A 20,141-nucleotide genomic window follows, 5' to 3' on the forward strand; every position below is an offset into this window, starting at 1 on the left:
GTGGCAAGCCTCACGAAGTGCTCGGGCGAACGATTGTCACCCTGTGGCCGTGTCCTCATCGCCGCTCGTGAGGGGTGGGCTATCGACGCGCACTCGAGGAGAAGGGCCGGTCTGCCTCATGCCTGCCGGTCTCGTCAGCGCGCGTCCTCGGAGCGGAGAGCCCTCGCTTCCGGACCGTCGTACTCGACCGGCACATGGATCCGCATCGGGCGTTCGCGGTGCAACTCCTCGTAGACCTGAGCGGTAAGCCCGGCCACGCGCCCGACGATGAAGAAGAAGCGGGCAGCGATCGGCTCGAAGCCGAGATCGAAGAGCACCGCAGCCAGCGCACCATCGACGTTGATCGGCAAGGGACGAATACGCCGGCTTGCCTCACGCTGGATCGCCTGGATCAGCTCGACGCCTTTGCCGGCCACACTGTGCTCGGTTGCCAGCGCGAAGAGCAGGGTCGCACGCGGGTCTTCCTGGTGCGTGCGGTGGCCGAGACCGGGCAGCCGCTCCCGTCGCTCGAGGGCACGATCGACGATGCGTTCAGCGGCCTCGATGAGCGTGCGGCCCTCCCGCTCGGCCCACTGGATTCCTTCGGCGAGCAGCACCATACACTGCTCACCGGCGCCACCATGGTAGTCGCCAATCGCCAGGATGCCGGCGGCGATGGCGGCTTCTGGAGCCCTCCGGTTCCCCGAAGCTGCAACTCGGGCAGCGAGCGCCGAGGGGGCTCCAGGCCCGTGATCGCTGCTCGCGATCAGGATCGCATCGATCAGGCGTCGCTCCCCAGGTGAGGGCAGCCGCGAACGGTGAATCAGGTAGAGCGTGTCCGCGAAGCTAGCATGTTGCATCAGCTCGGTGATGTCGTAACCACGGATTCGGATGTGCTCGGCTCCGGCATCAGTGATAGCAGTACGCCAGGGTTCCATGAGTCTTCCTCGCTTTCGTCTATTCAGATGATCCCCTCTGCGCGGAGCTCCTGAAGCTCCTCGTCACTCAGGCCGAGCTCGTCGCGGTAGATGGCATCGTTGTCAGCACCGAGGGCCGGGCCAGGGTGCCGAATCTCACCGGGTGTCTCGGATAGGAGCGGGATGACCCGGTGCATGCGCACAAAGCCCTGCTCGTCGACGACGTCGAGGAAGAGCCCGCGCGCCTGCCAGTGTGGATCACGAGCGATGTCGGCGATGGTTTGTACGGGTACGGCGGTTAGCCGGTGGCGCTCGATGATCTGCCGGTTCTCCTCCAGGGTACGGCTGGCGATTGCCTCCTCGACGAGCCGGTCCAACTCACGGGCATGCCGGACTCGTGCCTCGTTGGTGGCGAAGCGCGGGTCTTCCAGAAGGTATCCGAGGCCGTAGGCGCGCAGGAAGCGTTCGGCTGTATCGGGCGTCGAGGCGCTGACCGCGAGGTATTCGCCGTCGGCCGTCCGGTAGATGCCGCGCGGGGCGGCGTTGCGGGAGCGGCTGCCCTGGCGTGTCCGGACGACTCCGAGTTCGGCGTACTCGGCCGCTAGCGGACCCAGAACCGAGAAGATCGCCTCGAAGAGGGCGACATCGATGACCTGGCCGCTTCCATCGTGAACATCCCGGTGATAGAGCGCCATCAACGTGGCGCTGGCCGCGTAGAGCGCGGCGTACATGTCGGCCATCGGGAACGGCGGGAGGAGCGGTGGGCCGTCCGGCTCCCCGGTCATGGCAGCGAGGCCGCTGGCGGCCTCCACCAGCGTGCCGAACCCCGGCCGGTCGCGGTATGGACCATCCTGGCCCCAGCCGGAGATGCGGACGATCACCAGCTTCGGGTTCCGTTCGAGGAGGGCGTCGGGGCCGAGGCCCCAACTCTCCAGCTTGCCGGGCACGAACGACTCCACCAGCACGTCGAAGCGCGGTACCAGGTGCAGAAGAAGGTGACGACCCCTCGGGTGCGCCATGTTGAGCGTGATCGATCGCTTGTTTCGGCCATAGACCCGCCACCAGTACGGGCGATCGCCGGTCGTCCAGGTGCGCAGCGGGTCACCCCGCCCTGGCTGCTCCACCTTGACGACATCGGCTCCGAAGTCACCCAGCAGCATCCCAAGCATGCCGCCGGCCACCAGGCGTGAGAGATCGAGCACCCGGATCCCGGCGAGCGGTTTCGGCATCAGCTTCCCTCCTCCGGAGGCAGGACTACCAGTGCCTCAGGCGGCAGTTTGAGCCGCACCTTGCCATCGGGCAACTCCATCGCGGTCTCGACGCGCAGGGTCCCAGCCGGGGTTTCGACGAGCGACTGGTAACGGGAGCCGAGGTAGACCTGGCTGCGTTTGATTCCTGGCACGATGTTGACGGTATCCCCATCCGCGGCGAGCGTGATGCGTTCTGCCCGCACCGCGAGAACCACCGGCTCGCCTGGTTGCCGGGCCAGCGCGTGGGTCACGCAGAGCTCGATCTCTCCACCCACCCGTACGCGGAGCAGGCCGTCTGAGCGGTCGCTGACAGTGCCGTCCAGGAACGAGGTCGCTCCGATGAAGTCGGCGACGAAGCGGGTCGCCGGTCGCTCGTAAATCTCCCTGGGCGGGCCGTACTGGAGCACCTTTCCGGCAGACATCACCGCAACGAGATCGGAGATGGCCAGCGCCTCCGCCTGATCGTGGGTGACATACACAGTGGTAATCCCGAGTCGCTGCTGGAACTCGCGCAGCCAGAAGCGAGCCTGCTCACGCACCTTGGCGTCCAGGTTGGAAAGCGGCTCGTCGAGCAGCAACACTGCTGGCTGGCTCACAACCGCTCGCGCCAGCGCAACGCGCTGCTGCTGGCCACCGGAGAGCTGGTACGGGTATCGCCGCTCCATCCCACCGAGGCCGACCAGCTCCAGCACCTCGGTGATCCGCCGGTGGATCTCGTCCCGTGGTACCTTCTGCAGCCGCAGGCCGAAGGCAAGGTTGTCGAAGACCGTCATGTGTGGCCAGAGCGCGTAGCTCTGGAAAACCATACCGAGCCGGCGTCGCTCGGGTGGCAAGAAGATCCGCCGGGACGCATCGGTGAGAATGGTTCCGGCAACGCGGATGACGCCGGCGTCCGGCCGCTCGAGCCCGGCGATGCAGTTGAGGGTGGTCGTCTTTCCACACCCTGAGGGACCGAGCAGGCTCACCAGTTTGCCGGCCGGCACGGTCAACGACACGTTGTCGACGGCGAGCACTGGCCCGTAGTGTTTGACGAGGCCTTCGATAACGAGATCACCCATGCTACCTCCTCCGCAGCAGGGCGCTGCTGGCTGCCAGGACGATGAGAGTCAGAACGATCTGGATACTGGCGAGGGCCGCGACCGGGCCAGAATTTCCCTGCCGCCAGAGCTCGATCATCGTCGTCCCGATGACCTCGGAGCCCCGGGCGAAGAGGAACAACGCGCTCGAGTACTCCTTCAGGAAGGTGATGACGAGCAGGGTGTACCCGGAGAGCAGAGCAGGACGCACCAGCGGGAGCAGGATCCGGCGCGTCGTTCCCAGCCAGTCGGCACCAGCCACCCGGGCGGCGCGGTCGAGTTCGGGTGAGATGCGGAGGATCGCCGGGCTGACCGCGCCGAAGCCGAGAGGGATGTAGCGCATGATGAAGGCTGCCATCAGAGCCCAAATCGTGTTGCGCACTGCGCCCAGGCCGGGAATGAGCAGGAAGGCCCACAGGAAGCCGATGCCGACAATGATCCCGGGGATCGCGCGCGGGTAGAGCGCAAGGTACGTCAGAGCACGCCGGCCAGGAAATTCCGATCGGTAGGACATCAGCGAGATGAAGGCCATGAAGAGGATGCCGATCGCCCCGCCGAGCGTGGCGATAATCAGACTGTTCACGATCGAGCGCCGATATGCCTCTGTCTCGAGGATCAAGCGGTAGTTCTCCCAGGTCAGCACCTGGAGCGGGTTAATCAACGGGCTGAGGAAGGCGGTCGCTGACTGTGCCACGATGCCGCTCAGCGGGAGCAGCACCGCGAACGTGAAGTACGCCATCACGAACACGAACGCGAGCCAGCGAAGGGACCCCAGCTGCATGGGCCGGATACGGGAAGCCCGGCCTCCGGTGGTGACAAACCGCCGTTCCTCGCTGACCAGCCGCTCCTGCACCCAGACCAGCGCAGTGACGATGGCAACCGTGAGGACCGAGATCGCAGCGATGGCACCGTAGTCGATCCTGCCCCCGGCAATGCCGAGGATATAGAGGTAGCTCGCGAGCACTCGGATGCCGGCAGGGGTGCCCAGCACGAGCGGGATCGATAGGAGTTCCAGAGCCGAGACGAAGGTCAGAAGCGCGCTATAAGTGATGGCGGGACGAAGGAGCGGCAACGTGACGGCGCGGATCGCCCGCAGCGGCCCGGCACCGGCGATCCGCGCCGCATCCTCGACCTGGGGATCTGAGAGGCTCAGCGCGGCCGTGCAGTACAGGTAGGTGTAGGGCACGTAGTAGACCATCGAGACGACAGCCAGACCGGGGATGCTGTAGAGATTCCAAGGGTCGTGGCCGATGAGTTGACGCGCCCAGATCGTGAGGTAGCCCTGCGGGCCGTAGATCACCGCCCAGGCAAACGCCAGGACGAGCGGCGACACGTAAAAGGGGAGGATGACGAGACTGTTCAGTAGCCCACGGGCCGGGAGATCGGTGCGCTCGATCAGGATCGCCAGCACTGTGCCCAGCGTGACCGCCAGCACCGTCGTGAGTGCTGCGAACGCGACCGTCGTGCCGACCACGCTCCAGAACGCGCCGCTGCTTAGGACGCGCGTGAAATTGGACAGCGTGAAGGCGCGCACCGGGTCATAGAGAGGCCGGGTGCTGAAAGCCTGTACCAGGATAGGTACCAGCGGAAAGAACACGAGAGCCACCGTCGCGGCGGCGAGCGCCACCTGGACAGGCAGGTCGAGTGATCGCCGCGTGACTGGCCTGGCTGCTTCGACCGTTACGGTCATGGTCCCCTCCACACCGGTTCACAGCGGCCGCTTGCCCGCTTACGCCGGTTTTGGCCCTCATGGACGGCCAAACGCCTGCTTCCAGCGGCTCAGGAACTCCTGCGTCTTGGCCTGATCGGTCAGATCGGGATCGAAGGAGAACGGCAGCGCATTCTCCTGGCCGATCTCTGCGATGACGGTGTTGAGGTGAAACTCAACCTGATCAGCCACGTCCGGGCGGTACGGTGTGAGTCCTCCCTGGGCCCAGGCGATCTGGCCCTCGCGCGACAGCATGAAGTCGAGGAGGAGTCGAGCTGAGTTGGGGCTCTGTGCAGCTTTGGTTATGCCGGCTCCGCGCGTGTTCAGCGGGGTGCCGTCGCCGATCAACCCCCAACCGAGTACCGGCTCGGCCTCAGGGTAGCGCGGGAAGACCGAGATCGTGGAGACGAAGAAGCCGAGTTTCGCCTCCCCCGCCAGCGTCGCGTCGACCATTCGGCCTGCAGATGACTGCACCTGGACGCTGGCCTGGCCGATCCTGCTCAGAATATCCCAGCCCTGCTCACCGGCCTTCTTGATCCAGAACCAGAATGCAGCGAATCCGGTTGCGACCTGCTCGGCGTCGTAGGTGGTAATCCGACCCTGCCAGTCTCCGGGGTTGGCCTGCACCATCTCGGCGAGCTCGGCCATCGTCTTGGGCGGAGTCTGGACCAACTGCTTATTCCAGATGAAGACAAGCGGGTCAGCCGAGACGACGTAGACGCCCTCAGCGAGTTGTGCCCAGTCGGGTAGGTACTGGGCCTCCGGAGACTGGTAGACGTTCAGCTCGTCTCGGGAGATGAACTCCTGCCAGGCATCGGGTGCCGAGGTGATGATCATATCGGCAGTTCGGGCGCCGCTGGCGGCTTCCGGGTAGTAACGTTCGAAGACTTCGTACGAACCCAGGTCGCTGGTCTCGACAGTGATCCAGTCGTAGCGCTGGTTGAAGGCTTCGAGCACTGGCGCCCAATTCTGCTCTGACATGATGGAATAGACGATGAGTCGATCCTCCCCGCGGGAAGCCTCGACGATCTGGTCGTAGTCGGCTGGATAGTAGGCTGGCCAGCCGCCCTCGGTAGTCCCGGTGGGCGCAGCCTGGACGGTCGGTGTCGCGCCGGCAGCCGGGCTGGTCGCCGGCGTGGCCGCTGGCGTGGGCGTCCGCGCCGCCCCGGTCGGAGTGGCGGCGCCGGTTGCCGGTGTCGGTGTGGGCTCCGCACCGCCACCGCAGGCCGCCAGCAGCGCGCCAGCACCGCCGGCGGCCAGCAATCGCAGCAGGGCCCGGCGGCTCAGCGAGCGGTCGTTGAGGGCGAAACGACGGGTAAACTCAGTCATGGCAGGTTCTCCTCTCCATTCGTGCGCTCCCGGGAGCGCGCGATCGGCTCCTCCTGTCTCTCCGCAATCTCCTCCTCTGGCATCACCCCCTTTCCACGTTGACTCGCCTCGCACTACAGGCTGAATGCAGGTACAGATCCCACGGCATCTGCGGCTAGCGTTCTGTATCTCGGGGTGACCCACCTCGCTGCTCGGTGTCGCGAGCCAGGCGCCAGGCCAGCGCGCGCTCGACATGATGGCGCGCAGCCTGCTCCGCGCGGTCGGCATCGTGATCGCGGACCGCCGCATAGATTACGCAGTGCTCCTCATACGACCGTTTCCGACGTGCCGGATCGCGGAGGGCGACGAAGCGGAAGCGCTCGACCTGCGGCTCCATCTCCATCAGGAGCCGCATGAGATAACGGTTCCCACTGGCCTGAGCCACGGCCAGGTGAAACTGGGTATTGAGTGCCTCGAGCTGCTCGTCGTCCCCACGCTCGAGCGCATCGGCCATTTGGGCGGTGAGCCCACCGAGGAGCCCGAGTACCGGTGGGGAGACATTGCGTGCGGCTTCGCGCGCGGCCATCCCTTCGAGTACAGCTCTGACACTGTAGAGATCGCGCAGCGCCGCGGGATCGAGATCGGCGACGACGGCGGTGCGCCCTGGTTGGAGACGGACGAGCCCCTCGGCGGCAAGTCGGCGAAGAGCCTCGCGGACCGGCGTGCGGCTCACGCCGAGCCGGGCAGCCAGTTCGCTCTCACGTAGCCGCACGCCAGGTGGAAGTCGGCCACGAACGATCGCGCGCTTCAAGCGCTCGTACGCCTCGTCAGAGCGATAGAGGCTCGTATCGGCGATCGGCTCGATCTCGATCATCGGCGGAGTTCGCTTTCCAGGTATACCGAGTATACCGAATCCTGCTCGTTGTCAACTCTGAGCCCGCGGGTCGCCGTGCGGGTAAAGGAGCCGTGGCTGGTGGCCACCTGGCGATCTGCGGGAAACGGTGTTAGAGCTGGCTGGTACTGTCCTGCTGGGTGCGGAGCTTCTGGAGGAATGCCTGGGTCTCGATCGTGCTGACACCGAACCGGTGTAAGGTGAAACGCGCCATCTCGAGGGCCAGCTCGAGTTCGCCGATCACCGCCTCGCTGACGCCGCGCTCGACCAGGAACGCGCGCTCACGGCGCGTATGCGTCCGGGCGACGATGTGAAGGTCGGGATTGACCTGGAGCGCGTAGTCCACGATGTGGCGCGTGCTCAGCGCATCCGGGATCGCGATGACGAGCACGCGCGCCTGCCTGAGCCGTGCCTGGTCGAGCAGGGTGCGATTGTCCCCCGAGCCGAGGAGCGCGGGGATACCCTGAGCACGGAGACGGCGAACGACGCCCTGATCGTGGTCGATGACGAGGAACGGGAAGCCTCGACGGCGTAACGCATCCCCGATGACCCCACCGACGCGCCCGTAGCCGATGATCACCGCATGTCCCCGGAGGTGCGAGTCCGGATTTTCAAGAGCCGGAAGCCGGGAAAGCTCGCTCGCGGGCAGGAGTTGCTGGATCCGGGCGATCAGCGGCTGGCCGGCGAGGTGGAGAAGCGGGGCGAGGAAGATGCTCAACACGACGCTGGACACCATCAAATTGAAGAGCGTCGATCCAACGATCCCCAGCTCAGCTCCCTCGCGCGCCAGCAGCAGAGAGAACTCCGCCGATTGAGCCAGAACGATGCCGGTGAGGATCGATGAGCCGAGAGGGTAGCGGAACAGCAGCATGATCGCAGCGACGATCATGCCTTTCAGCACGGAGATCGAGGCCACGCCGAGCAGCACCAGGGGTATGTTGCGCACGATGAAGGCTGGGTCCACGAGCATGCCCACTGAAACGAAGAAAAGGACGATGAAGAGATCGCGGAGCGGGATGATATCGTCCAGGATCTGGTGCCAGATATCGGACTCGCTCACCACGATGCCGGCCACGAACGCGCCCAGCGCCAGCGAGAGCCCGAAGAAGGACGAGACGTACGCGGTGCCGAGCGCGAAGGCAGCGACCGCCACGATGAAGACTTCGCGATTCTGCGGACCGACTACTCGTTCGAAGAACCAGGGCAAGAGTTTCCACCCGACCGGTAGGAGGATGACGAGGAACAGCCCCGCCTTTCCGATCGCCACCACGAGTTCGGTCCACAGGTCGTTCCCTTCGATCGCGAGGGCCGAGAAGATGACGACGAGCGCGACGGTGCTGAGATCTTGCACCGTTGACCACGCCAGCCCGATGCGCCCGTGCGTGGTGTCCATCTCTCCCCGATCGCCCAGCACCTTGCTGAGCACAGTGCTCGACGAGTTCGAGACGACCGAGCCGAAGACGAACGCCTCCAGGGGACTCCATCCGAGCGCGACGCCGATCGCATAGCCGAGCGCGATCGTGACGATCACCTGGAGCAGGCCGCCGAGGATAGCGATTCTCCCTGCCCGGAGAAGGTCGTCGATGGAGATCTGAACTCCGACCGCGAACATCAGCAGGATGATCCCGATATTCGCGAGCGCCTCCACTATCTCCGGATTTCCGACGAAGCCGGGTGTGTGTGGCCCGATCAGGATCCCACCGAGGATGTACCCGACGATCGCTGATTGGCCGAGCCTCGTGGCGATAGCTGCCCCGATGAACCCGGCGACCAGCGCAAATGCCAGGTTGACGAGCAAGATGTCTTGAGCCATCGACCCCCTAGCAGGTACCGAAGAAGGGGCGCGGTCACGAGCATGACGACTCGCCTGTCTGAATGCGGCACGCTACCATCGAGTGCCCAGCCAGGCTGTGCTGGTTCCGAACGTCTGCCTGCCCCCGAGCGCCGAGCGCTGCGCGGTGGCGTAGATCGCGTACGTGGAACGAGGCCGAAACAGTCGGGCCGGCGAACCAGCCCTACGCTAAAGATAGTCGATACGGTTGCCTGTTCGCCAAGTGCCGGGCAGCGCGTGCCTGGGAGGGTCAGGATTAGGCAGGATCCGGCCGGCCTGGGAGTCATCGCCCACTGAGCGCCCTGAGCTGGAAGCGGCCGGAAGCGGTACCCTGTGCTACAATGCCGGCGCCTTCCTGGATTGCCGGCTCGCGGAAGGGGCTCGGGCCCGAGCTGGGCAGCGCGATGATCTACCCCAATGTGCTCTCGCTGGTCGGTAACACCCCGCTGGTACGGCTCAATGCCGTGACCCGTGGCCTCCACGCGAGCGTGGTGGCCAAGCTGGAGCTCCTCAATCCCGGCGGCAGCGTCAAGGATCGGATCGGCTTCCGGATGCTGGAGGAGGCCGAGCGGCGCGGCTGGCTCAAGCCGGGCGGTACCATCGTCGAGCCGACGAGCGGGAACACTGGCGTCGGGCTCGCGATGGCGGCGGCGATCAAGGGATATCGTTGCATCTTCGTCATGCCGGACAAGGTCTCTGCCGAGAAGATCGCGCTGCTGCGCGCCTACGGTGCCGAGGTGGTCACAACGCCCACGGCTGTGCCCCGCGAGTCGCCGGAGAGCTATTACAGCGTGGCTGACAGGCTGACCCGCGAGATCCCTGGCGCCTTCCAGCCCAACCAGTACTTCAACCCGATGAACCCGCGCGCGCACTATGAGACGACGGGCCCGGAGATCTGGCAGCAGACCGAGGGGAAGGTGACTCACCTGGTGGCCGGCGTGGGTACCGGTGGTACGATCACCGGCGTAGCCTGGTACCTGAAGGAGCAGAACCCGGCGATCAAGGTCATCGGCGCTGACCCCGAGGGATCGATCTACACCCAACCCGAGAACGTCCGTCCCTACAAGGTGGAGGGGATCGGGGAGGACTTCTGGCCGGGCACCTTCGAGCCCTCGGTGGTCGACGAGTGGATCACCGTCTCCGATCGCGACTCCTTCCTAACCGCGCGCAGAGTCACCCGCGAGGAGGGGATCTTGATCGGCGGCTCCGGCGGCACGGCCGTCTGGGCGGCGCTCCAGGTGGCACAGCGCGAGGACGATCCAGCGACGCTCATCGTCGTGATCATCCCCGATAGCGGCCGCGGCTACCTCTCGAAGATCTACAATGACGACTGGATGCGCGAGAACGGCTTCCTGGCCCGGTTCGGCCCGCCAGCGCGCGTGGCGCGCCTGCTAGAGGCTCGTGAGCCGAGCGAGCTGCCGGCAGTGGTCAGCGTGCGGGCGAACCAGACGGTGGGGGAGGCGATCGACCTGATGCAGCGTTACCGGATCTCGCAGATGCCCGTGCTACGCGACGACGCCGACCCGGCCGGGCCGATCGCGGTGCACCAGGTGGTGGGCAGTATCGAGGAGCGGACGCTGCTGGATCGGGTCTACCGGCGCCCGGAGGCGATCCACGAGCGCATCGGCGCAGTGATGGATCTGCCGTTTCCGCTCGTCGATCGCAACGAGGAGGTGGAGCGGATCTTCCCGCTGCTCTCGTCCGGCTCGCCGGCCGTGCTGGTCGAGGAGCGCGGCACGGTGGTGGGGATCGTCACCCGCTCGGACCTGCTCAGCTTCGTCGCGCACCGGAACGAGATCGCGTCGTGAGAGGGATAACGCGATGACTCAGGCCGACGGCCCGCACTTCGAGACGCTGGCGATCCACGCCGGCCAGGAGCCGGACCCAGCCACCGGTGCGGTGATCGTGCCCATCTACCAGACTTCGACCTTTGCGCAGGACGGGGTCGGCCGGCATAAGGGTTACGAGTACGCCCGCACCGATAACCCGACGCGCACTGCCCTGCAGACGGCGCTGGCCGCGCTGGAGGGCGCGCGCTGGGGCTTGTGCTACGCCTCAGGCCTGGCCGCCACCCAGAACGTCTGGTACCTGCTCGATCCCGGCCACCATGTCATCCTCTCAGACGACGTCTACGGCGGCACCTACCGGCTGATGGCGCGCGTGGTAGCCCGCTACGGGATCGAGTACTCGCTGGTCGATCTCACCGACCCTGCCCGCGTGCGCGCCGCGCTTCGGCCTGAGACGCGGATGATCTGGGTCGAGACGCCCACGAACCCGTACCTGAAGATCGTCGATATCGCCGCGCTGGCTGAAATCGCGCACAGCAACGGCGCGCTGCTGGTGGTCGACAACACGTTCGCCTCGCCGTACCTGCAGCGGCCGCTCGCCCTCGGCGCCGACCTGGTGCTCCACAGCACGACCAAGTACCTCGGGGGACACAGCGACGTGATCGGCGGCGCGGTGTTGGGGAACGACCCAGAGATCTACCAGAGGCTCAAGTTCCTGCAGAACGCTTGCGGCGACGTGCCCGGGCCGTTCGACTGCTGGCTGATCCTGCGCGGGATCAAGACGCTGGCGGTGCGGATGCGCCAGCACAGCGCGAACGGCATGGCGGTGGCGGAGATGCTCCGCGCGCACCCGGCGGTCGAGCGGGTCTTCTACCCTGGGCTGCCCGACCATCCTGGGCACGAGGTGGCCCGCCGGCAGATGCCGCGCGGCTTCGGTGGCATGGTGTCTTTCGCCGTGCGTGGTGGCGCTGACGCGGCGAGGGCGGTCGTCGAGGGAACGAAGGTGTTCACCCTAGCCGAGAGCCTGGGCGGCGTGGAGTCGCTGATCGAGTGCCCAGCAGCGATGACGCATGCCAGCATGGCCGGCTCAGGGAACGAGGTCGCGGAGAACCTGATCCGGCTCTCGGTCGGGATCGAGCACGTGGATGACCTGCTGGCCGACCTGCGCCAGGCCCTAGCCCGCATCTCGACCGCCGCCCGGGCGAGCGGGTAGGCGGACGGATCCCTGCTCGCATCGGGCTGCTTGTAGTCGCCTGGTGTGAGGAGACCGCCACAGCTACCCTCTGTACCTGGCGGCAAGTGGAGGCGATCTCTGCAAGGTGCCTGGGTGAAGAGGGCTACGCTGGACAGCAGCGAAGGACAACCAGAGACCGCTGCGGCCTCGACAGCACGAGCCCCGGGGCCAGCAACGCGGAGGCTGGCCAGGAGCTGGCTCGCTGACCTGCTGGCCGGCGCCGCGTTCGTCTTGCTGGCGCTGGTCGTCACCTGGCCACTGGCGAGCGACCCGGTCCACCGGCCGGTGAGCTGGGGAGATCCAGTGTTTCAGGCCTGGACGCTGGCTTGGGATGTACACGCCTGGAAGACTGATCCGCTCGGCGTCTTCAACGCGAATATCTTCTATCCCTACCGCAACACGCTCGCCTACTCCGATCACCTGTTCGGCCAGGCGCTGATGGTGGCGCCGGTGCTCTTGATTACCGAGAACCCGATTCTGGCGGACAACGTGGCCACCTGGCTAGCGCTGGCTCTCTCCGGCCTGGCCATGTATGCGCTCGTGCTCGATCTCACCGGTAGCCGCGCGGCGGGCTTATTGGCCGGGCTCGCCTACGCAGCCGCGTCGCCGAGACTTGCCCACCTCGAGCACCTGCACCTGCTCTCGGCCCAGTGGCTCCCGCTCGGCGTGCTCGCTGCCCGGCGGGCGCTGCGGCAGGGCTCGTTCCGCTGGGCCGCGGTGCTCGGCCTGGTGGTCGTCGCCCAGGGCCTGTCCGGGATCTACTACTTCGCCTTCCTCGGCGTCCTGCTCGCTGTCGTGCTGGGCCTCGGGCTCCTTTTCGAGCGATCACGTCGCGCGCTGGTGGGGGGCGCGTGGTCAGCCCTCGCTTGCCTGGTCGCGCTGATCGTGCTCTTGCCCACGCTGCTGCCGTACTGGCAGGTGCACGAGGAACTGGGTGCCGAGCGCACCCCGGCGGAGGTCGCCCAGTGGAGCGCGCGGCCTGCGGACTACCTGGCTGTCAGCCCGTCTCACCGCCTGTACGGGGACTTCCTGGGCGGCCGCTTCCACCGGCACCTCGAGCAGGATCTGTTCCCTGGCCTGCTAGTCGGCGCTCTCGCGCTCGTCGGGGTAACCGAGCGTCGGGGAGGCTGGGCGCGTTGGGCGCTACTTGTGCTGGTGGGCGTCTCGGTTGTCTTCAGCTTCGGCATCTCGGCCCATGTTCTGGGGCGCGAGTTGCCGTTGCCTTACCGCCTGCTCTACGAGTATGTGCCCGGCTTCAAGGCGATCCGGGTTCCGGCCAGGTTCGGCCTCCTGGCGCTGGTAGGGCTGGCGGCGCTGGCCGGCCTCGGCGTTGCTCGGCTGGTCGAGCGGCTCCGCGCGAACCGGCCGGTTATCGTGCTGGGTGGGCTTGTCCTCGCAGCCGCGCTGCTCGCGGAAGGGCTGCACGCCGTCGCCGTCGGCGACCCGCTGCCGGTCACCCACGCCGAGCTGCAGCGACCGGACTACGCCTGGATGCAGGCAAACCCTGCCCCGGCGATCGAGCTGCCGATGGGCGAGGGGGTCGTCGCCTCGGCCTGGCCGAACTACTGGTCCACATTCCACTGGAACCCGCTGGTCAACGGCTACAGCGGCATCACGCCGCCAGCCTACTACGCCTTCCGCGACCGGATGCGGGAGTTTCCGTCGCCGGAAACGATCGCGCTCTTACAGGGGATCGGGGTGCGTACCGTGGCCTACCATGCCGATCCGAGCCGCCCGCCGGCCGAGGATCCGGTGCTCCAGAGGATCGCTGCGTATCCGCAGCTTAGGCAGGTCATCGGCGGGCCCAACTACGTCTTCACACTGGAGCCGAACCCATGGCTCTGGGAGCTGGCCGCCGCGGTGCCCGGCGGCGCGCCGGTCGACCTGCCCGCGCTCGAGCGCGACCCGGCGACTTTCGGCATGCTGGCCGCGATCCTGCAGCGGACGGGCCACCGTGTCTACGGCCGGGGGCAGCTCGATTACTGGCGCTTGCCGGAGGCGCCACCCGCTGTCTGCTACGCCGTGTTGCCGCTCGACGTCGATCCAGCCCAGTTCGGCTACCCGGGCGCGCGAGGGGTCGAGCAGCGCGGTGGCCTGGTGCTCTACGAGCGGGCCGGCTGCCCAGCGCGCTGAGAGAGCTGGTCCCCGATAGGCACCGCGACGTGAGCATCGGGGTTGGCCCTCTCCCATTTTCGCAACTGCCTCTGGTGACAGGGCGAGCACATCAGCGTCGTGGCGATCGCCTCCAGTGGTCGCCATCAGTGGCCGAAGCTATACTCAGCGGCGTTGTGCTGGCGCGTGGGGCCAGGACAGTGGTACGGGTGACGGGAATCGATCCATCTTGCTCGCTCCCCACGCGTGTGAGACAAAAGCGCGCGATTGGGTACGAGTGCGGCGCACGATTGTCGGAATCGCAGTCAGCCTGGTCTTCCTCTTCCTCGCCCTGCGCGGGCAGGACTTCGAGGCCGTTTGGAGCGCGCTGAAGCGCGCGGAGTACTGGTACGTCATCCCGGCGCTGGCGCTCTACTTCAGCGGCGTCTGGGTTCGATCAGTCCGCTGGTCGCTCCTGCTCCAGAGCGCCCGCCGCGTCCACTGGGCCGACCTGTTCCCGGTCGTGGTCATCGGCTACATGGCGAACAATGTCTTGCCGCTGCGGGCCGGCGAGTTCGTGCGCGCCTACGCGCTGTCGACGCGCGCGGGCGTGCGGAAGACGGCCGCCTTAACGACGATCGCGGTCGAGCGCCTGTTCGACGGCCTGACGATGCTGGCGTTCATGCTGGTGGCGTCGCTCTCGGTCGCGCTGACCTCGCCGCTCCGCCACCTGGCCGTCGTGGCTGGGTTGCTCTTCGTACCCCTGCTGGTCGGGCTGGCGATCGTGAGCAACCGGCGCGTGCGGGAGCCGCTGCTCGCCCGTACCTTGCCGCGCTTGCCGGCTCATCTGCGCGAGCGCGCCGAGCGCATGGCGCACTCCATCGTCCTCGGCCTGAGCATTCTCCAGCGACGCCGCGAGCTCTTCGCCGTGGCCGCGACCTCCATCGCTGCCTGGTTGTTCGAGGCGCTCACCTATGCCGTGGTGGCCCAGGCGTTCGATCTCCAGCTCAGCATGCTCGTCATCCTGCTGACGACGGCAGTGGCCAACCTGGCGACGTTGATCCCGTCCTCCCCCGGCTACATCGGCCCGTTCGAGGCCGGCGTGCTGCTGGTGCTCGTCGGGGTCGTCGGGATCAGCCGCGAGCTGGCGCTCTCGTACGCGCTGGTACTCCACGCGGTGCTCTACCTGCCGGTGACCCTCTGGGGCCTGCTCTTCTGGTGGCGCGAGAGCCTGTCCTGGCGGGAGCTACGGCGCAGCTCGGTCGAGGAGGCAGCGAGCTAGGTGGGCGTGTTCGAGGCGATCCTGCTCGGCGTCCTGCAGGGACTGACCGAGTTCCTGCCGATCAGCAGCTCGGCGCATCTCCTGATCGTCCCCTGGCTCCTCGGCTGGCCCGAGCCTGGCCTGGCCTTCAGCGTGGCGCTCCACCTCGGAACCTTGGCCGCCGTTGTGACCTATTTCTGGCGCGATCTGCTGGCGATGGCAGCCGGCCTGCTGCGTGGCCTGAAGACCCGTCGCTGGACGGCCGATCCGGACGCCCGGCTGGCTCTGATCATCGCGATCGGGTCGATCCCCGCGGCGGTGGCCGGGTTTCTCGGCTCGGACGCGCTGGATGCCTACTTCCATTCCGGCGGTGGAGGCGACAGGGCGATCATGGTCAGCGCGCTACTGCTGATCGGCCTGGGCCTGCTGCTGGCGCTGGCCGAATGGCTGGCGCGCCACCGGCGAGACCTGAGCGATGTCACTGCCTGGGACGGCATCGTCGTCGGGCTGGCGCAGGCTCTGGCGCTCCTGCCGGGCGTCTCGCGCTCGGGGAGCACGATCACCGCTGGCCTCTTCCTGGGCCTGCGCCGGGACGCAGCGGCCCGCTTCTCGTTCCTGCTGGGCGTGCCGGCTGTCGCGGGCGCCGGTCTGCTCGAGGGGATCGATCTCCTCCGGGCGGGGCTGCCCGCCGAAGAGCGTCTCATCTTCGCGGCAGGCACGATCAGTGCCGCCGTGGTGGGCTACCTCGCGATCGCGTTTCTCCTGCGCTTCCTCCAGCGGCACAGCGCGCTCGTGTTCGTCTGGTATCGCCTGGTTCTGGGTACAGCGGTGCTAGCCCTCGCGCTCTGGCGCGCTTCAGGATGACGGACGCCCCACGGCGGTCTCTACGGTCTCCGCGGCTCCGGCCTGCCGTTGCAGGCCAGACACGTCCGGCAGCAGCCAACTCGCCGCGAAACCGACGAGGATGAATCCTGCGGCGACGACCGCGTCACGCCGGGCTGCCCAAGTGAACGCCTCTTCGATCGCCTCTACCACCGGCTCGGATCCCGGTTGGCGACGCAGCTCGGGGAGTACCTGTCCGGCGGTTCGCTTGACGAGCTGCGAGATCTCGATCACCTGCGCCTGAGGGATCCCCGGTATGCCTTCCAGGCGGTCGCGGGTGCTCGTTGCCAGGCCAGCGGCTAGGAGCGTGCCGAGGATCGCGATGCCGAGGGCCGAGCCGATCTGGCGCGTCGTGCTCTGGATGCCCGATGCCTGTCCCGAGCGGGTGGCAGGCACCTCGGCCAGGATCACGCTCGTAAGCTGCCTGGTGGCCAGCCCGACACCGACACCGTAGACGAGGAGCGCTGGCGCTAACCGGATGCCGCTCGTCTCGGGCGAGAGCAGGGCGGCGAGGCCGAGCAGTCCGACCGCTTCCAGCGCCATGCCGGCCGTCACGACCCGTCGCGGCCCGAAGCGCTGTGCCAGGCCTGCGGCAGCAGGCCCGGCGATAAAGGCGCCGGCAGCCAGTGCCAACAGGACGATACCGGTCTCGAACGCGCTGTAGCCCAGGACTGCCTGGAGGAAGAGCGGGAGCACGAACACCATGCCGAACTCGCCGAGGCTCACGATCAGGGCGGTCAGGTTGCCCCAGCGGAAGCTCCGGTAGCGAAACAAGGCCAGGTCGACGAGCACCGGTCGCCCGCGGTCGCCACGCCAGCGCTGGTGTGCGAAGAACAGGGGAATCAGGAGCGCAGCGAGCCCGAGCGCAACGGGAACCGGCGACAGCGAGCTGAGCGGCCAGCTCCAGTCACCGATCCGGAACGGCATCGCTGGACGCAGCCAGCCATAGCGCTCACCCTCGATGAGGCCGAAGACCAGGGCAGCGAAGCCCGTGCTACTCAACGCGATCCCGAGTGGGTCGAGGCCACGCTGGGCCGCAGGGTCACGCGTCTCCGGGACGAGCAGCGCCGTGCCCGCAAACGCGACCACTCCGATCGGCAGATTGACGTAGAAGGCCCAATGCCACGAATAGGATGTCGTCAGCCACCCACCGACGAGGGGGCCGAGGGCAGCCATGCCGCCGATCACCGATCCCCAGATTCCGAACGCGATCCCCCGCTCGCGACCGCGGAACATCGCGTTGACGCTCGACAGGGTCGAGGGTAGGATGAGCGCCGCCCCGATGCCCTGCAGCGCGCGGGCCGCGATGAGCCACCCTCCGCTCGGCACCGCGCCGCAGAGCAGGCTGGCGAGCACGAAGAGGACGAGCCCGCCGAGATAGACGCGCTTGCGCCCGATCAGGTCTCCGATCCGGCCGACGGAGATCAACAGCGCCGCGAAGACCAGCGAGTAGACGGTGTTGATCCACTCGGCGTCGGTGGCCGCGATCTGCAGGTCGGCGATAATGCTCGGCACGGCGACGTTGACGATCGTGGCGTCGACGATGATCATCGCGAGCCCGACAGCGAGAAATCCCAGCCCGAACCAGCGGCCTGTGCCCGGATTCGACTCGCTCATGCTTTACCTACCTAATCTTTTCTAAAACTACACCTGCCCTGAGTATAGCACACCGCTCGTCCCGAGGTGTGGCCCCCGTCGTGGTGGCCTGTGCGTCGGTTCCGGTCTGCTCAAGCGATGAAGCTGCCCAGTTCGGCCTCGGTGTCGGGCTGCAGCAAGATCACGCGGCCGTCGGCCTGGATCGCGCCGAGCACGAGCACCTCCGAGGGAAACCCGGCGACGCGACGCACCGGCAGGTTCACCACGGCAATCACGAGGCGGCCGAGCAACTCCTCTGGCCGGTACCACGGCCGGATCGCTGCCGACGAGCGGCGAGTGCCCAGCGGGCCGAAGTCGATCGTGAGCTTGTACGACGGCTTGCGTGCCTCGGAGAACTCTTCGACGGCCACGATCCGCCCGACGCGCATGTCGACTTGCTGGAACTCCTCGACCGTGATCGTGTCTTTCAGCTCCATGCTCTCGGCTCTCCTCGCTGCCGGACATCACCGCTGCCTCGCGTCGCGACCTTTGCTGGGGTACGCTCCTCCGCGTCCCTCGCCGCGAAGCGACTTAGCCTAGCACACGTGCAGGCAGCCAGCGTGCGGTAGACTCTGCGCATGAGCGAGACGTACGTGAACCCCGTCGACCCGCCGGACGAGCCGTTCGAGCTCCTCGACCCGGACGGGCGGCCAACTGGCACCGTCAAGCCCCGTCATGCCGTCCACCGCGACGGGGACTGGCACGGCGCGTTCCACGTCTGGATCGCCTGGCGAGACGGCGCCGGTGAGCCGTGCCTCTTGCTGCAGCGGCGTAGCCGCTGGAAGGACACCATGGCGGGAATGGTCGACGTCAGCGTCGGCGGTCACTATCGGGCCGGGGAGCAGCCGGGTTCCCGCCTCGGGCGAGACGAGCCGGCCCGGTCGGCGGTGCTCCGCGAGCTGCGCGAGGAGCTGGGCCTGGCCGTGCGAGCCGAAGCGCTCGTCCCGGTGGGCCGGCGGTGGATGGAGCGCGCTGGCTCCGGCTGGATCGACCGCGAGGTGCAGGACATCTTCGCGCTACCGCTGCCGGCGGCTCCCGAGAGGCTCGCCCCGGACGCAGGCGAGGTCGAGGCGCTGCTGGTCGTGGAGTTGCCCGACCTGCGCGCGCTGGTCGCCGGGGAGCACGCGACGGCTCCGGTGTGGGAGCTGCCGGTGCGAGCAGATGGAGGCCTGGACGCGCCCCGCGAGGCGGCGTTGACATTAGAGCAGCTCGTGCCCGACGACGACAGGTACTGGGAGTGGATGGCGGAGACACTGCGCCGCCTGCTTGAGGGAACCCCTCCTGGTTGGTTCGAACTTCGCCGAAGGGCGCAGGGCGGTGGGGAGCGAGGTGGGACATGGACGCGGTGAGCGAGCGGGTCGCGCGCGACCGTTTCCGCGGCTGCCTCGCTGGTCTGGCTGTCGGTGACGCCCTCGGCGCGACCGTCGAGCTTTGCTCGGCGAGCGAGATTCGTGCCCGCTTCGGTGTCCACCGCGAGATCATCGGCGGAGGCTGGCTTAGCCTCGCACCCGGCGAGGTGACGGACGACACCGAGATGGCCCTCTGCATCGCCAGGAGCATCGTGGAGCTCGGTCGCGTCGAGCCGGGGGACATCGCGCGGCGTTTCGTCGAGTGGTTTCTGCGCGGCCCCAAGGACGTCGGCACAACCGTGGCGCGCGTCCTCTCCAGGATCGCCGCCGGTGAGCGCTGGGAGGAGGCCGCCGAGCGGGTCTACCGCGCGGCCCCGTACCGAGCGGCTGGTAACGGCTCGCTGATGCGGACAGCGCCGGTCGCGCTCTTCCACGCCTGGCGACCGCGCGAGCTGGTGCAGGCGAGCCTGGAGGTGTCGCGGATCACCCACGCGCACCCGGAGGCGATGTGGGCATGCGTCGCGCTGGGGCAGGCGATCGCCACCGCGATCCAGGCGAACGCAGCTCCGGCTGAGGCCCTCCTCGCCGCCGCGGCCGCGGTGCCGGAGCCCGCGGTGCGACGCGCGGTCGAGGACGCGCCGGCGCTCGACCCGGAGACGGCGGCCACCTCCGGCTACGTGCTCAACACCTTGCGGATCGCCCTCTGGGCCGTCTCGTGCCATGGCTCGTTCGAGGACGCGGTGGTCGCGGCGGTGAACCTCGGTGGCGATGCCGACACCGCTGGGGCGGTGACCGGCGCGCTGGCCGGGGCGCGTGCCGGCATCACCGGCATCCCGCAGCGCTGGCTCGGCGTCCTGCGCGGGCGGGCCGAGCTGGTGGCCCTCGCTGATCGGCTGCTCGATCTCGCCCGTTCGCCGGAGCCAGGCAGCGAGGGAGCGTAG

The 20,141-nt window shown here is 67.6% G+C and carries 16 protein-coding genes; 7 read left to right on the plus strand and 9 right to left on the minus strand.

Features of this window, described 5'->3' with window-relative positions:
* Positions 1 to 134 precede the first annotated feature (134 nt).
* The 7 genes from NET02_RS04525 to NET02_RS04555 all read right to left on the minus strand — a co-directional run bounded on the left by NET02_RS04525 (position 135) and on the right by NET02_RS04555 (position 8,943).
* Entirely contained in the window at positions 135 to 917 is a 783-nt protein-coding gene (locus NET02_RS04525; RefSeq protein ID WP_284056183.1) for a citryl-CoA lyase, read from the minus strand.
* Between the two features lie 23 nt (positions 918 to 940).
* The gene (locus tag NET02_RS04530; protein ID WP_284056184.1) at positions 941 to 2,125 is read right to left on the minus strand and encodes a CaiB/BaiF CoA transferase family protein; all 1,185 of its coding nucleotides are present in this window, start codon (positions 2,123 to 2,125) and stop codon (positions 941 to 943) included.
* The gene (locus NET02_RS04535; RefSeq protein WP_284056185.1) at positions 2,125 to 3,204 is read right to left on the minus strand and encodes an ABC transporter ATP-binding protein; all 1,080 of its coding nucleotides are present in this window, start codon (positions 3,202 to 3,204) and stop codon (positions 2,125 to 2,127) included. Before NET02_RS04535 ends, NET02_RS04530 begins: the two co-directional genes overlap by 1 nt.
* Position 3,205: 1 nt before the next feature.
* Entirely contained in the window at positions 3,206 to 4,912 is a 1,707-nt protein-coding gene (locus NET02_RS04540) for an ABC transporter permease (protein WP_284056186.1), read from the minus strand.
* 57 nt (positions 4,913 to 4,969) lie between these two features.
* Positions 4,970 to 6,259 carry an ABC transporter substrate-binding protein gene (locus tag NET02_RS04545; RefSeq protein ID WP_284056187.1) on the minus strand — a complete coding sequence of 430 codons (1,290 nt, stop codon included), beginning with the start codon at positions 6,257 to 6,259 and terminating at the stop codon, positions 4,970 to 4,972.
* Between the two features lie 154 nt (positions 6,260 to 6,413).
* Positions 6,414 to 7,112 carry a GntR family transcriptional regulator gene (locus NET02_RS04550; protein WP_284056188.1) on the minus strand — a complete coding sequence of 233 codons (699 nt, stop codon included), beginning with the start codon at positions 7,110 to 7,112 and terminating at the stop codon, positions 6,414 to 6,416.
* A 130-nt stretch (positions 7,113 to 7,242) separates the two neighbouring features.
* Positions 7,243 to 8,943, minus strand: a complete 1,701-nt coding sequence (locus tag NET02_RS04555; protein WP_284056189.1) for a cation:proton antiporter — start codon at positions 8,941 to 8,943, stop codon at positions 7,243 to 7,245.
* A 422-nt stretch (positions 8,944 to 9,365) separates the two neighbouring features.
* On the opposite strand from NET02_RS04555, the gene NET02_RS04560 reads away from it, so the two are divergent.
* The 5 genes from NET02_RS04560 (at position 9,366) to uppP (ending at position 16,198) form a co-directional block, all read left to right on the plus strand.
* Complete coding sequence (locus NET02_RS04560; RefSeq protein ID WP_284056190.1) at positions 9,366 to 10,769, plus strand: cystathionine beta-synthase; 1,404 nt, start codon at positions 9,366 to 9,368, stop codon at positions 10,767 to 10,769.
* A gap of 13 nt (positions 10,770 to 10,782) precedes the next feature.
* Positions 10,783 to 11,961, plus strand: coding sequence for a cystathionine gamma-synthase (locus tag NET02_RS04565; RefSeq protein WP_284056191.1), 1,179 nt, complete (start codon positions 10,783 to 10,785; stop codon positions 11,959 to 11,961).
* 114 nt (positions 11,962 to 12,075) lie between these two features.
* Complete coding sequence (locus NET02_RS04570) at positions 12,076 to 14,115, plus strand: YfhO family protein (RefSeq protein WP_284056192.1); 2,040 nt, start codon at positions 12,076 to 12,078, stop codon at positions 14,113 to 14,115.
* A gap of 256 nt (positions 14,116 to 14,371) precedes the next feature.
* A complete protein-coding gene (locus tag NET02_RS04575) occupies positions 14,372 to 15,355 on the plus strand; it encodes a lysylphosphatidylglycerol synthase transmembrane domain-containing protein (protein WP_284056193.1) in 984 nt (327 codons plus the stop codon).
* On the plus strand, positions 15,356 to 16,198 hold the full coding sequence (uppP, locus tag NET02_RS04580; protein ID WP_284056194.1) for an undecaprenyl-diphosphatase UppP: 843 nt from the start codon (positions 15,356 to 15,358) through the stop codon (positions 16,196 to 16,198). It abuts the gene before it with no gap.
* On the opposite strand, the gene NET02_RS04585 is transcribed toward uppP, so the two are convergent.
* Both NET02_RS04585 and NET02_RS04590 read right to left on the minus strand, forming a co-directional pair.
* Positions 16,190 to 17,833, minus strand: a complete 1,644-nt coding sequence (locus NET02_RS04585) for a DHA2 family efflux MFS transporter permease subunit (RefSeq protein WP_284056195.1) — start codon at positions 17,831 to 17,833, stop codon at positions 16,190 to 16,192. The genes uppP and NET02_RS04585 overlap by 9 nt on opposite strands.
* A gap of 110 nt (positions 17,834 to 17,943) precedes the next feature.
* The gene (locus NET02_RS04590) at positions 17,944 to 18,288 is read right to left on the minus strand and encodes a tRNA-binding protein (protein WP_284056196.1); all 345 of its coding nucleotides are present in this window, start codon (positions 18,286 to 18,288) and stop codon (positions 17,944 to 17,946) included.
* A 141-nt stretch (positions 18,289 to 18,429) separates the two neighbouring features.
* Here NET02_RS04590 and NET02_RS04595 point away from each other — a divergent pair, with 141 nt between their 5' ends.
* Positions 18,430 to 19,200, plus strand: a complete 771-nt coding sequence (locus tag NET02_RS04595) for an NUDIX hydrolase (protein WP_284056197.1) — start codon at positions 18,430 to 18,432, stop codon at positions 19,198 to 19,200.
* On the plus strand, positions 19,188 to 20,141 hold the full coding sequence (locus tag NET02_RS04600; RefSeq protein ID WP_284056198.1) for an ADP-ribosylglycohydrolase family protein: 954 nt from the start codon (positions 19,188 to 19,190) through the stop codon (positions 20,139 to 20,141). Before NET02_RS04595 ends, NET02_RS04600 begins: the two co-directional genes overlap by 13 nt.

It is taken from the genome of Thermalbibacter longus (assembly GCF_023806485.1).
In the GTDB taxonomy this organism is placed as follows: Bacteria; Chloroflexota; Chloroflexia; order Thermomicrobiales; family Thermomicrobiaceae; genus Thermalbibacter; species Thermalbibacter longus.

Excerpts from the sequence above, each read along its gene's own strand:
- NET02_RS04550 (WP_284056188.1), bottom strand. The coding sequence starts at position 7,112 with ATGATCGAGATCGAGCCGATCGCCGATACGAGCCTCTATCGCTCTGAC.
- NET02_RS04540 (WP_284056186.1), bottom strand. The coding sequence starts at position 4,912 with ATGACCGTAACGGTCGAAGCAGCCAGGCCAGTCACGCGGCGATCACTC.
- NET02_RS04545 (WP_284056187.1), bottom strand. The coding sequence starts at position 6,259 with ATGACTGAGTTTACCCGTCGTTTCGCCCTCAACGACCGCTCGCTGAGC.
- NET02_RS04560 (WP_284056190.1), top strand. The coding sequence starts at position 9,366 with ATGATCTACCCCAATGTGCTCTCGCTGGTCGGTAACACCCCGCTGGTA.
- NET02_RS04585 (WP_284056195.1), bottom strand. The coding sequence starts at position 17,833 with ATGAGCGAGTCGAATCCGGGCACAGGCCGCTGGTTCGGGCTGGGATTT.
- NET02_RS04600 (WP_284056198.1), top strand. The coding sequence starts at position 19,188 with ATGGACGCGGTGAGCGAGCGGGTCGCGCGCGACCGTTTCCGCGGCTGC.
- NET02_RS04530 (WP_284056184.1), bottom strand. The coding sequence starts at position 2,125 with ATGCCGAAACCGCTCGCCGGGATCCGGGTGCTCGATCTCTCACGCCTG.
- NET02_RS04595 (WP_284056197.1), top strand. The coding sequence starts at position 18,430 with ATGAGCGAGACGTACGTGAACCCCGTCGACCCGCCGGACGAGCCGTTC.
- NET02_RS04565 (WP_284056191.1), top strand. The coding sequence starts at position 10,783 with ATGACTCAGGCCGACGGCCCGCACTTCGAGACGCTGGCGATCCACGCC.
- NET02_RS04590 (WP_284056196.1), bottom strand. The coding sequence starts at position 18,288 with ATGGAGCTGAAAGACACGATCACGGTCGAGGAGTTCCAGCAAGTCGAC.
- NET02_RS04535 (WP_284056185.1), bottom strand. The coding sequence starts at position 3,204 with ATGGGTGATCTCGTTATCGAAGGCCTCGTCAAACACTACGGGCCAGTG.
- NET02_RS04555 (WP_284056189.1), bottom strand. The coding sequence starts at position 8,943 with ATGGCTCAAGACATCTTGCTCGTCAACCTGGCATTTGCGCTGGTCGCC.
- NET02_RS04525 (WP_284056183.1), bottom strand. The coding sequence starts at position 917 with ATGGAACCCTGGCGTACTGCTATCACTGATGCCGGAGCCGAGCACATC.